The organism is Brevibacillus sp. B_LB10_24 (assembly GCF_046036945.1).
Lineage (GTDB): Bacteria > Bacillota > Bacilli > Brevibacillales > Brevibacillaceae > Brevibacillus_C.
On sequence record NZ_JBJQOQ010000017.1, the window covers coordinates 75,422 to 87,604 of the forward strand.

General features: G+C 55.8%; 11 protein-coding genes. All 11 read right to left on the minus strand.

What is annotated here, in order from left to right; genetic code table 11:
- Nucleotides 1-2: 2 nt before the first annotated feature.
- On the minus strand, nucleotides 3-1,955 hold the full coding sequence (locus tag ACI7RC_RS16235) for an oxidoreductase (protein WP_408109274.1): 1,953 nt from the start codon (nucleotides 1,953-1,955) through the stop codon (nucleotides 3-5).
- Between the two features lie 14 nt (nucleotides 1,956-1,969).
- Entirely contained in the window at nucleotides 1,970-2,491 is a 522-nt protein-coding gene (locus ACI7RC_RS16240) for a DUF2179 domain-containing protein (RefSeq protein WP_408109275.1), read from the minus strand.
- An 89-nt stretch (nucleotides 2,492-2,580) separates the two neighbouring features.
- Nucleotides 2,581-3,234 (minus strand): GntR family transcriptional regulator, encoded by a 654-nt coding sequence (locus tag ACI7RC_RS16245; RefSeq protein ID WP_408109276.1) that lies wholly within the window; start codon nucleotides 3,232-3,234, stop codon nucleotides 2,581-2,583.
- Between the two features lie 188 nt (nucleotides 3,235-3,422).
- Nucleotides 3,423-3,566 carry a hypothetical protein gene (locus tag ACI7RC_RS16250; protein WP_408109277.1) on the minus strand — a complete coding sequence of 48 codons (144 nt, stop codon included), beginning with the start codon at nucleotides 3,564-3,566 and terminating at the stop codon, nucleotides 3,423-3,425.
- A gap of 12 nt (nucleotides 3,567-3,578) precedes the next feature.
- Nucleotides 3,579-5,078 carry a sodium:solute symporter family transporter gene (locus tag ACI7RC_RS16255; RefSeq protein ID WP_408109278.1) on the minus strand — a complete coding sequence of 500 codons (1,500 nt, stop codon included), beginning with the start codon at nucleotides 5,076-5,078 and terminating at the stop codon, nucleotides 3,579-3,581.
- 477 nt (nucleotides 5,079-5,555) lie between these two features.
- The gene (locus ACI7RC_RS16260; protein ID WP_408109279.1) at nucleotides 5,556-7,505 is read right to left on the minus strand and encodes an AMP-binding protein; all 1,950 of its coding nucleotides are present in this window, start codon (nucleotides 7,503-7,505) and stop codon (nucleotides 5,556-5,558) included.
- Nucleotides 7,506-7,517: 12 nt separating this feature from the next.
- The gene (locus ACI7RC_RS16265; protein WP_408109280.1) at nucleotides 7,518-8,768 is read right to left on the minus strand and encodes an ABC transporter substrate-binding protein; all 1,251 of its coding nucleotides are present in this window, start codon (nucleotides 8,766-8,768) and stop codon (nucleotides 7,518-7,520) included.
- A gap of 50 nt (nucleotides 8,769-8,818) precedes the next feature.
- Complete coding sequence (locus ACI7RC_RS16270) at nucleotides 8,819-9,520, minus strand: ABC transporter ATP-binding protein (RefSeq protein ID WP_408109281.1); 702 nt, start codon at nucleotides 9,518-9,520, stop codon at nucleotides 8,819-8,821.
- Nucleotides 9,507-10,280, minus strand: a complete 774-nt coding sequence (locus tag ACI7RC_RS16275) for an ABC transporter ATP-binding protein (RefSeq protein ID WP_408109282.1) — start codon at nucleotides 10,278-10,280, stop codon at nucleotides 9,507-9,509. Before ACI7RC_RS16275 ends, ACI7RC_RS16270 begins: the two co-directional genes overlap by 14 nt.
- Entirely contained in the window at nucleotides 10,267-11,235 is a 969-nt protein-coding gene (locus ACI7RC_RS16280) for a branched-chain amino acid ABC transporter permease (protein WP_408109304.1), read from the minus strand. The genes ACI7RC_RS16275 and ACI7RC_RS16280 overlap by 14 nt, the downstream gene beginning before the upstream one ends.
- 11 nt (nucleotides 11,236-11,246) lie before the next feature.
- Nucleotides 11,247-12,116 (minus strand): branched-chain amino acid ABC transporter permease, encoded by an 870-nt coding sequence (locus ACI7RC_RS16285; protein ID WP_408109283.1) that lies wholly within the window; start codon nucleotides 12,114-12,116, stop codon nucleotides 11,247-11,249.
- Nucleotides 12,117-12,183 lie beyond the last annotated feature (67 nt).

Here is a 12,183-nt window from a genome sequence, read left to right on the forward strand (position 1 = left end):
TGCTAGAGCTTTACGGCCAATTCGAATCCTTGCAAGATGGCCTCCTCGGCTGAAAGAGGCTTTACGCAATCGCCGATCATATGGACATTCGGGACCGCGCCTTTCAACTCGCGGTATAGATCGGCGACCTGAATATTGCCGTAGGCCAGAACAACCGTATCGATATTCTCGCGCCGCATCGTTTGGCCCGTGTAGATATTTTCAAAAACAACCGCCGCAGGCTCGATTTTCGCCAGCTTGTAATTCGGGTGCATGCCGACCCCATCCATATATAGCTCGGCGAGGATCATCGAACGCACATACGATTGCAGACCAAATCCGATCTGGACACAGCTCGATACGATCTCCACTTCGCACCCCTGATTTTTCAGGTACATGGCTGTGCCGACACCCGGCATGTCTCCCTTCCAGTCGGCGACAACGACCCTTTTACCTGCCGTTTTTTTCCGATTCAGGATGTCCCAAGCAGTCGCTACATGGGGCAGATCAAACCCCTCCACATCGGGAAAATACGGAACGGAGCCTGTCGCCAAAACCACTTCCTCCGCTTTCAGCGAGAGGATCAGCTCTTTGGTCGCTTCCGTGCCCAGCAGGACTTCTACCCGATGGAACTCCAGCTCTTTCTTGAGATTGGGGATCAGTTCGCCGAATTCCTCGCGCCCCGGGATGACCCGGGCCAGCTTTACCTGTCCGCCCAGTTCGTCCGACTTCTCCAGCAGCGTCACGTTATGCCCTCTTTCAGCCAGGATCACGGCGGCTTTCATCCCGGCCGGGCCGCCGCCTACGACGACGATTCGCTTTCTGATCTCAGCTTTTGGCAGATCCGCATACAGCGTCTCCCGGCCTGTTACCGGATTTTGAATGCAGCTGATCGGTTCGTCCTTTTGCATATGTCCGATGCACGCCTGATTGCATCCGATACAAAACCTGATCCGATGATACTCTCCGCGCAGAGCCTTATTCGGCATATGCGGATCGCAGATCATCGCTCTGGTCATCCCTACCATGTCGGCCTGTCCATTGGCCAGCACCTTTTCAGCGATGACCGGATCGTTGATTCTGGATGTGAGCAAAATCGGAACGGATACAGCTTCCCTGATCCTTGCCGCATGAGGGGCAAAGTGGGCAGGCGGAATCGGTGCCGGCGGAACGATGAAGACCGAACTGGCATAAGTAGATGAACTGCCTCCCACCAAGCTGAAGTAATCGAATCCCCCGATTTCACGATCACAGTACTTTAGAATTTCCAACACTTCATCAAAAGAAAGTCCCTCTTTGACAAAATCGTCTACGCTCAACCTCAGGCCCACCGGAAACTGATCCCCGACTTTTCCGCGAACTGCGGTCACTGTCTCTCGTAAAAACCTCATCCGGTTTTCAAATGAACCTCCGTACTCATCCCGCCGCAGGTTCATGCGCGGTGACCAAAACTGGTTGATCAAATACCCGTGGGAAGCGACGATTTCCACCCCGTCCAGTCCGCCCTTTTGCACCCGTTCGGCCGTTTCTCCATACCCCTGAATGATGGCTTTGATCTCTTCGGCAGCCAATTCCCTCGGCATGATCCGAAAGCGGTCAGACGGCACGGGTGAAGGGGCGAGCGGAACAGCCGGGCCAGAGGGAGAAATCTCCTTGCCAGGGTGGAACAGCTGCACGAACATCTTCGTTCCATAAGGATGAACAGCCGCCGCCAGTTGTTCGTAATACGGGATGACCCCGTCATGGTGGGCCGCAATCGTATCCGAGGTCATCGAGGCGCTGGGGTGTACGGCATTCGCCTCAAGCACGATTAATCCTGCCCCGCCCCTCGCCCTTTCCCGGTGGTAGTGGATCAGTCTTTGAGTCGGCAGACCATCCTGGACATATGTGGTCATGTGGCCGGTGCTCAATATGCGGTTTTTGATCCAGATGCTGCCGATTTGCTTTGGGGTAAAAAGAAAGCGAAAGGTCGTCAAGCGTGATATCCCCCTCAATTCACGATATTTCTCTGGTTGAGATTCCCCCGCCAAAAGCCTCCGACAGAATGCGTGATGTCATAAGAGATAATGAAGGCCTTGGCATCTGTCTGTTTGATCGACGACAGCAGATCAGCGTATTCTTTGCGCTTGGCGATGACCAGGTAGACCTTTCTGTAGCCGCTTGCGCCTTGCCCAAGCCAGGTGGTCACTCCGTATCCTCTGTCCCGCAGCTTTTGCTCCAATTCAAGCTCGTTGTCCGTGATGATCTGCAGTCCGATGTACCCCAAGGCGATTTTTTGCTCAATATAGGTTCCCAGCAAAATTCCGGCCCCGTAAGACGCGCTGTAGATAAAAATGCCCCAAAACGATTCAAGGTTGTTCAGCACAAGCGCAAGCCCGTAGATGTACACCAGAATTTCAATCGTGCCGATCATGGCGGCCAGGAGCTTCCGGCCCTTGATCATCAGTACGACCCGAAAGGAATTAAGCGAAACGTACGTAATTTGAATGAGACCCATCAATACGTAAACCATTGTCCTCGACCCCAGTCTCTCGTCATTGGTGCAGCCAGTTTTTTCATCGGATGTTTGAAATCGTTTGCAACATTCCAGTCGTGCCGCCGTCATGGATGTATCATCAAGTCAATATGCTCCTTAAGCGCCTGGATCGCTTTGTTCAGATCACCCGTTCGACAGACTTGCAGCAGCCTCTCATGAGGTTCGACGAACTCGGCCAGGTATTGGTCGGGATATTGCTGCTCCAAGTGCTGGTAGGCGTAGTGCAGACGGATGCGATTCATGATCGTCTCCCAGACCGTGGTGATGCTCCCCATCCCTGATGACTCGATAATCACCTGGTGGAATTGAAGATCCAGTTCCACGATCATATACAGTTCCTGCAGGATAACCCCCTTTTTCATCTCCTGGATGATGCTGGCGAGTGTGTCGTACGTTTGCTCATTCCATAGATGAAGCCCCTTTTTCAGCGCGTAGGTCTCCATGTTCCTTCGCATCGGAATCAGCAGTTCGACGACTTCCTCCTCTGATATAGCGGCCACCTTTGTCTCCTTGTACGGGGTCGATATGACGTAGCCTTCCATTTCCAGCTGTTGAATGGCCTCCCGGATCGGCCCCCGGCTCACTCCCAGATCGCTTGCGAGCTGAGTTTCCGTAAGCTTGTCGCCTGGACGCAAATTCCCCTGAAAAATCAACTTCCGAATCTCATTGGCGATACGATACCTCATGGAGGATTTGGCAATGCTGTGTTTCAAATCCATCACTCTTTCCTGACGAAACAAGAATTGTTGTTGCAGTGTTAGTTGTTAGATTGTTAATTGTAGACAACGTTTCGTGTCTCGATATTACAATATTACGATTATTTTGTAAACAATTGATTTAGACAAATAAAAAGACGGCCCAAGCGGATTGATGCGTTCCGCTCGGGACATCCTTTCAGCCTGCTATGTCATTCCTCTCGACCCGTCCTGTTCCTGCGCATGCCAAGCTGCCCGATGATTTCCCGAATGGATACCACCGCGATGAACAGCATGCCGACACCGCCCCAGAGAAAGACCAGCCAGTTGTAAACCGAATACATCGACAGCGTCATGCTTCACCCCTCCTACATGTTGACCCGGTGCTCAGGCTGATACTGCTTCAGCTTCCCAAAGTCGAATCGGGACTTGGAAAACGGCAGCGACAGCAGAATCAGCAGAAACGGTACGCCCAGCGACAGCATATTGCCGACGAACCAGTTGATCTCGTCATCGGAAATGGCGAAGTACGCGGTTAAACCGGCAGCCAAACCGAGAAAAATGGAAACAAACGCTCCCCGGGTGTGCAGCCTTGGCGACCAAAGGCCGATGATCAGGGCTGCGGTCGGGGCGGCGAACAGGATTCCGCTGAAGATATCGAGCTTTAACAAGGAGACCCCGTCAAGCAGCATGGCACACAGCCCGATGACGATCCCCGCCAGCAGGATAACTCTTTTGCCGAACCTCGTCTGCTCCTTTTCTTCCGCCTGCCGGTTGAGATATTTTTTGTAAAAATCGATCGTAAACATCGCCTGGACGCCAGCCAAACCGTTGCCGCCGGTGGTCAATCCGGCCATGAAGATCAGGATGACAAACGCGACCGCCCCAAAGCTGCCGAGGAAGTGGCTGAAAATATACGGCGCCGCACCAGTCGTGACCGCCAGTTCTTCGGGTGTCACGCGAAGGGCGAACACGCCGCCGCCCACGACATTTCCAAAGATGATCGGGATGGGCAGCCAGGCGAGGATCGTGCCGACCAGATACGCCCACATCAAGCTGCGGGAATTGGCCGCCGAGGCAGCTGTCGAGTAGTACCCCTGGCTCAGCAGCACCTGCCCCATCGCCACGACCACGGCGGAAAATCCGTAGCGCAATCCGGCTGCGCCAAAGAAATTCAGCGCCTCCGGGTTGTAATTGGGGTTGGCAGGGTTGCTCTGTGCATCGAGCAGCCCGTTGTACATGTTTTCCAGGCCGATTTCCTTGATCAAAAGCGGAACCGTAATAAATACCACAAGCATAATGACGAAGAATTGAAAGACGGAATTAAAAATCGAGCCGCGCAGACCGGCAACCGCGATATAGCCGGCAAACAGGACCGCCGAGACGAACGCGACCAGCTTGTAGTTCATCCCGAAGGCGTATTGAAACGCATAGGCGATGCCCACCGACTGCATGACACAGACGTACAGGACGAGGGCGACGCCAAAGGCAAAAAACAGGTTGGCCAGCCGCTCGCCAAATCGCTCGCGGATAAATTCGATAAAAGTAGTCGTCCGCGGCATTACCTTTCTTAAACGGAGCGCGACGGGAATGAAGATGACAAACGGAACGATGGCCCCCCAACCGTAGTTGAAGCCGCCGCTGACGCCAAACCAGATGCCCGCCTCGGACGCGCCCATGATCGTGCCTGTCCAGACCCAGGCGGTAAATACGCTCGCCGATATAATGCCAAATGGAATCCGTCTCCCCGCCGCCACCAATTCGTCGACGCTGTCGAGGGGAAACCTCTTGTTGAGAAACCACGCGATGAAAAGAAGCGCCGCTCCGAACAAGCAAAAGATCAGATAGCCGGCCGCTGCAGTTGACATTCACACCCCTCCTTTGAAACACTCGCGACAAAAACCATGGCTGTGTCTGAGGATATAGTTTAGTATGTGGATGGAAGCAATTGCAACACTTACCTCCCGTCATATGCAGAACCAGTTTGAAAAACAGATGGAACAGGAACTCTATGAAACGATTTCATACATTTGCAGGAGGATTAGAATTCATACGTAAGCTGAATGAAAAACAAGGGTGTATTTTCTTTTTTCTGCAAACGATTGTCATTCCCAGCCTGCGATTCAAGTTGTGGTGCATTCAGCAACACCCCCCCTCAACATATGAGTCTACCAATCCGACCTATACCAAACCCTATAGACCATTTCATCCCATCCCAGGATAACCTTACATGTAATCCTTCTCGCCAATATCCAGCGCGGCTAAACTCCACATCATAACCAGTCACACACAAAAAAACACCGCTTCATCCGAGATCGCTGCCCTTCAAAAGCAGTGCTCTTTTCTTATTCACTCCTTCTGCCGCACTCCACCCGAATCTTCCCGATCGACTCCGGATTATCCAGCGAGCTCAAATCACCGGGATCCTGATTCAGGTAAGCAGCACGAATGGCCCGGCGCATGATTTTTGCGCTGCGCGTCTTCGGCAGTTCCGAGACAAAGTGCAGCTCTTTGGGCCGGAGCGATTTCCCCAGCCGGTCTGTCACCATCTGCATCAACTCGGCAGACAGCCCTCCTCCAGGGTCCTGCCCCGCGTTCAAGATGACAAAACAGACGGGCACTTCGCCTTTCAGCTCATCCGGGACGCCGATGACGCCCGCTTCCATCACAGCGGGGTGGTCGACCAGAATCGATTCGATCTCGGCAGGTCCCATCCGCTTGCCCGCTACATTCAGCGTGTCGTCGGAGCGTCCGATGATGGTCCAAAAATCATCATCGCCCCGCAGCACGGCATCGCCGTGAATCCACGTGTCGTCCCATACCGTCCAGTAGGTGTTTTCATAACGTTCGGGATCCTGCCAAAAACCGTGCGTCATGCCCAGCCAGGGCTGTCTGATGACCAGTTCGCCGGCGGCTCCCCTGACCGGCCGCTTCTGCAGGTCGTAAACATCGGCATCCATGCCGAGCAGAGCGGAGTTGAACCCGCCGGGGGCGATTGGCTTCAAGAGGGTGTTGCTGACAATGCCGCCGCCAATCTCCGTGCCGCCGGAGATGTTCAGGATGGGCACTTTGCTGTGGCCCGCTTTTTCGAACAGCCACATCCAGGCCCGCGGATCCCACGGCTCGCCCGTCGAGGCGATCCCCTGCAGGCTGGACAGGTCGAAGCGGCTGGGCAATTCCTCCCCGTACTGCATAACGGAGCGGATCAGCGTGGGGGCAATGCCTAACAGCGATACCCGATGCTTCTCCACCGCCGCCCACAGCCGGTCGGGACGGGGATAATCAGGTGCGCCTTCGTAGAGCATGACGGCCGCGCCATTTGCCAGCGCCCCGAATACGACGATCGGCCCCATTACCCAGCCCATGTCTGTAAGCCACAGGACCGTCTCGCCGGGATGCAGGTCGAGATTGTACCCGAGCTCAAAGGCCGCCCGGATGGCAAAGCTGCCGTGTGTGTGGACGGTGCCCTTCGGCCGCCCGGTAGTGCCCGACGTGTAGATGATCACGAACGGGTCCATGCTGCCCATCCGCTCTGTCGGCGCTTCCCCGGCGCCTGCCTCCAGCTCGGACCAGTCTACGTCCCTGTCCGGATGCCAGGCTGTCTCCCTGTTGTACCGCCGGACGACCACGACCTTTTCCACACAGCCGGCCATCTCTGCCGCCTGGTCTGCCACTTCTTTCATCGGTATGAACTTGCCGCGGCGAAGCTGTCCGTCTGCGGTGATCAACATCTTCGCCTCCGCGCTGACCAGCCGCTTGGCGATGGGATCAGCGCCAAACCCTGAATATGCCGCCGTAAATATGGCCCCGATCTTGGCGATGGCCAGCACGGCCACGACCGTTTCGGGAATCATCGGCAAGTAGATGCCGATCCGGTCGCCCTGCCGGATTCCCTGCCGCTTTAGTCCATCGGCTACGCGGTTTACCCGCGCAGCCAACTCCCGGTACGTGTACTTCTCCACCGCTCCGTCTTCCCGCTCCCAGATGAGCGCCAGCCGCTCGGCAGACGCGGGATCGCGCAGCCATTTGTCCAGCGCGTTGTGGACGACATTAAGCTTGCCGCCGACAAACCACTCGGGCCACTTCATCCCGCGAGAGAGGTCAAGCGTCTGCGTATACGGCTCAAACCATTCCGTCCCGACCGCTTTCTCCGCCTCTCCCCAAAACCAGGCGATGTCGCCAATCGACGCCTGGTACAATTGATCGTAATCCTGGAACCCCTGCTGCGTCATCCAACGATACAACCGCGATCTTTGCAGGGTCTCCGCTGATGGAAACCACACCGGTTCGGCCACAGCCTTCCCTCCTCACTTCCCGTAAATAAAAGTCTTGGTACCGGGATCGTACTTGACGGGCCCTTCTACTTTCTCCAGCTTCCCGCCTTTTGCCTGGGTCAGGAACAGCGTCGTCTGTCCGTAGCGCGTATCTGGCGTGTAGAACACGTCGTGGTACAGAGAACCGTCCCAATCCTTCAACGTCTCCATCTGCGCAATGAAGTTGTCCCAGGTGAGGTTGTCGCCGCTGCGCTTGATCCCTTCCACGAGGATTTGCGCCGCCGCCCATCCCGCCTGGGCGCTGCCGTTCGGGCTGGAACTCGGAAAATCCTTTGTAAATTGGTCGAGGAATTCCTTCAGCTTGGGATTGTCTGTCTCATCGATGGTAGGCGTGGACAGCGATGAATACACCCCGTTCCAGCTCTCCCCCGCCAGGTCGAACATCACCTTTTGGTCCATCCCGATGGCGTAGGTGACCATCAGTGGAATATTTGTTGCGTCGATCTTGGCCAGCTGGGTTCGCAGCGCGGCGGCCGGCTTCTGCACGCCTGTCATGATGATGACATCGGGACTCAGCTGCTTGAGCTTCTGGGCATGGGAGCTGAAGTCGACATCCTGCACGTTGTAGGGAAGCTCCCCGGCGATCTCGACTCCGCCCAGCGACTGGGCATACTCCTTGGCTCCTTTTAGCCCTTCTTTCCCGTAGTCGTCATTCTCGTAGATGATCGCGATTCGCTTGGCGCCCATTTTCTTAACAGCGTAGTCGACGAAGAACTTCCCTTCAATGTTGTAGTTCATCTGTGCGCCAAACCAGTTTTTGCGGATCGGCTCAAGAAAGGCGCTGGTAGACGCCGGGGACGGCCCGACCATCGGGATTTCCGTGAACAGCGATTCCGCCGCCTGGTGGCAGGGCGTACAGGTCGTCGCCACGATGGCAAACACCTTGTCCTCCTGCACCAGCTTGGTCGCTACCGGCACGGTTTTGCTCGGCTGGTATTCGTTGTCGTAGGCGATCAGCTTCAACTTCCGGCCGTTGACGCCGCCCTGCGCGTTCACCAGGTTGACGTATGACTGAATCCCCTGCCGGATGGTGTCGTAGTTGGCGGCAAATCCGGTCTGCGGACCAAAGTGGCCGATCAGAATCTCGCTGTCTGTCACCCCTTGGGCATACTTGCCATTGCCGGATGGCGACGATGTTCCGCCTGCGCCGCACCCGGCCAAACCGATCGCCAGCAGGGAAGCGATCAGCATCGTTCCAAACCGCAACAATCTGTTTTTCTTCATGAATATCCTCCTCACATGGGACCTTCCCCTGAATGGGGAAGTCCTGATCTTCACCCTCCCAGATAAAGCCGCTTGATCTGCTCGTTTTGCTTCAGTTGATCACTGTTCCCTTCCAGCTCGATTCTCCCGTTTTCCAGCACGTAAGCGTAATCGGATATTTCCAACGCTTTGTGGGCGTTCTGCTCCACCAGGAGGATAGCAGTGCCCTCGTCGTTGATTCTCTTGATGATGCCGAAGATGTCGCGGACAATATTGGGAGCGAGCCCGAGCGAGGGTTCGTCCAACAGCAGCAGCTGCGGCTTTGCCATCAGCGAACGGCCGATGGCCAGCATCTGCTGTTCGCCGCCGCTCAACGTTCCCGCGATTTGCCTCAGGCGCTCTTTCAGCCGGGGAAAATAGCGGAACACCTTTTCAAAATCCGCTTTGACCTCGTCGTCCCGGCGGGTGTACGCGCCGATTTGCAGGTTTTCCTCGACGGTGAACTTGGGGAAAATGCGCCTGTTCTCCGGGCAGTGGATGATCCCCTTTTTCACGACGTCACTGGCGCTCTGCCTCAAGAGCGACTCCCCGGCAAACTGGATCGTCCCTTCCTTCGGCTGCACCTGTCTTGAGATCGCTCGCAAGGTCGTCGATTTCCCCGCTCCGTTTGCCCCCAGGAGAGCTACGATGCTCCCCGGCTTTACCCGGAGCGAAACGCTGCGCAGGGCATGCACATAGCCGTAATGGACAGACAGGTTTTCAATGGCCAGCACCTGTCTCCACCTCCCCCAAGTACGCTTCGATCACTTCCGGGTTTTGCTGGACCTCATAGGGCAAACCTTCGGCAATCTTCCTCCCGAAGTTCATCACGGTGATGTAGTCGGATATGTTCATCACGAGCGACATGTCGTGTTCGATCAAGAGAACGGTAATCCCCATCTCCTCCTTCAATCGCTTGATCAGCTCACCCAGGTGTTCCGTCTCTGTCGGATTCATCCCGGCAACCGGCTCATCCAGCAGCAGCAGTTTGGGCCTGGTCATCAGCGCTCGGCCAATATCTACCATTTTTTGGTACCCGAAGGGAAGGTTTCGTACCTCTTCGCCAGCCATCTGCGACAGGCCAAGCAGCTCCAAGACTTCCTCCGCACGCTTCCCTGCCTCCCTTTCCGATTTGCGGAACGACGGCAGGCGAAACGCGATCGCAAACGGATTTTGCTTGATCACAGGATGCAGTCCGGTCAACAGGTTGTCGATGACGGACATTTTCGAGAACAGCTCGACGTTTTGAAAGCTGCGGGCGATTCCCAGGGAAATGATCTGGTACGGCTTGTATCCGCCGATGTCCTCCCCTAGAAAACGGATGCGCCCGGAGTGGGAAGTGTACAGTCGATTGATGCAGTTAAACGTCGTCGTTTTGCCCGCTCCGTTGGGGCCGATCAGCGAGTAAATCTGCCCTTCCTGCACTGTGAAGGAAAGCTGGTTGATCGCCGTCAGGCCTCCAAAAGCAAGGGTCACGTTCTCAAATGTTAACAAATGGGCTCACCTCGCCTTCTCCTTCGGTTTGCGCCGCTTGTGCCTGCCTCCTCCGCCGCTTCCACAGCGAGGCCAGCCCATGCGGCAAAAACAGGATGACCGCCCCCATCGCCAGGCCAATGACTGCATTGGTGACGCCGATCCACCTGTCCGTCATGTACGGCAAAAGCGTCAGCAGCGCCGCACCGAGGATCGATCCCGGCAGAGAAGCCAGGCCGCCGACGACAATCATCGCCAGGAGCAAGAACGACGTCGTCAAGGTGAAGTCGTTCGGACTGATAAAGCCGACCATGAAGACGTAGAGTCCGCCGGCCAAGCCGGTGAAGAAAGCGCTGAGGGCAAACATGAACGCCTTGTACAAAGCAACGTTGATGCCCATGACCTCGGCTGCGATCTCGCTTTCCCGGATCGCGATAAACGCTCTGCCCAAACGGCTGTGGATCAGGTTGTAGATGATCCAGGCCAAAAACGCGGTGACGAAGACGACCAGATAGTAAAACGGCGTGCTGCCGGCAAATAAACTTGGCTTTTTGACCGTGATCCCGGCAAACCCGCCGGTCAAGGAGTCCCATTTCATCGCGATCAGCGGAATCGACACGGCAAATCCCAAGGTGGCGACGGCGAGAAAGTGCCCCTTTAGTCTGACAGCCGGAATCCCGATCAAGAGCCCGATCACTCCCGTCACCACGCCGCCGAGCGGCAGGGCAAGCCAGAATGTCACCCCCAGCTTGGTGGAAAGAATCGCCGCGGCATATGCGCCGATCGCCAAAAATCCGGAGTGGCCGACGGAGATTTGCCCCCCGTACCCGGTCAGGAGGTTGAGCGCCATCGCCGATATGGCGTAGATGCCCACCATGTTGATCAGGATGAGGTAGTAGTTGGAGCCGCCGACGATCAATGGATAGAAAAGAATCAGGATCGCCGGCAGCCACAGCCATTTATGCTGCAGGAGCATTTTCACGCGCTTCACACCTTTCTTGCCTGGCTGACGCCAAATAGGCCATTGGGGCGAACGTAGAGAATCAGGATGATCAGCAAAAAGACAAACGGCGCTTTCAGTTCCGCAGATATATAGGTAGCGATCAGATTTTCCAGCACGCCGATGCACAAGCCTCCGGCAACTGCTCCGGGCAGGCTGACAAATCCGCCCAAGACGGCTGCGGCAAACGCCAAAATCGCGATTTCCTGCATCATATTGGGATCGAGGAAGGTAATCGGCGCGATCAGCATGCCGGCCACTCCGCCCAAAACAGCGCCGATAGCCCACGTCCAGGTGAATATCCCCGTCACCTTGATGCCCATCAGCTCAGAGGTCTGCATGTCCTGGGCCGCCGCCCGCATCGCCAGTCCCGTCCGCGTGTACTGGAATAGTACGTAAAAAACACCCATTAATAGTAGAGAGACACATAAGACGAAAATCTCGTTCGGCTTGATGTACACCTGTCCCAATTGCAGCGGTTCCCCCGCTATCGCCTCCGGGTAGCCGACAGGGATATATCCCCAGATGATTCCCGCCACCCCGCGGATCACCATGTAGAGCGCCAGCGTCAGCACCAGTTGATTCAACAGCGGCGCCCGCTGCACGGGCTTCATGATGAACCGCTGGATCACGTTGCCGAGCACAGCCGCAAACAGCAGGGCAAGCAGGAATGCTGCATAATAAGGAAGCCCGTATCGTTGAAGCAGGATGTAGCTGACGAACGTCGTCAACATCGCCATTTCTCCCTGGGCAAAATTAACCACGTCCGTCGTTTTGTAGATCAGCACCAGCCCCAGTGCCGCCAAACCGTAGATGCACCCAATGGTCAATCCGCTTGCAATGGTTTGCAAAAGCATTCCCGGCCTTCCCCTCCTCCGTCATTTCGCCTTGATTTGTACTATGTATATGGAGGCACGTCCAAAA

Bases quoted from the DNA above. Each gene is read 5' to 3' on its own strand.
- ACI7RC_RS16240 (WP_408109275.1), bottom strand. From the start codon at position 2,491: ATGGTTTACGTATTGATGGGTCTCATTCAAATTACGTACGTTTCGCTT.
- ACI7RC_RS16245 (WP_408109276.1), bottom strand. From the start codon at position 3,234: ATGGATTTGAAACACAGCATTGCCAAATCCTCCATGAGGTATCGTATC.
- ACI7RC_RS16250 (WP_408109277.1), bottom strand. From the start codon at position 3,566: ATGACGCTGTCGATGTATTCGGTTTACAACTGGCTGGTCTTTCTCTGG.
- ACI7RC_RS16255 (WP_408109278.1), bottom strand. From the start codon at position 5,078: ATGTCAACTGCAGCGGCCGGCTATCTGATCTTTTGCTTGTTCGGAGCG.
- ACI7RC_RS16265 (WP_408109280.1), bottom strand. From the start codon at position 8,768: ATGAAGAAAAACAGATTGTTGCGGTTTGGAACGATGCTGATCGCTTCC.
- ACI7RC_RS16280 (WP_408109304.1), bottom strand. From the start codon at position 11,235: ATGCTCCTGCAGCATAAATGGCTGTGGCTGCCGGCGATCCTGATTCTT.
- ACI7RC_RS16285 (WP_408109283.1), bottom strand. From the start codon at position 12,116: ATGCTTTTGCAAACCATTGCAAGCGGATTGACCATTGGGTGCATCTAC.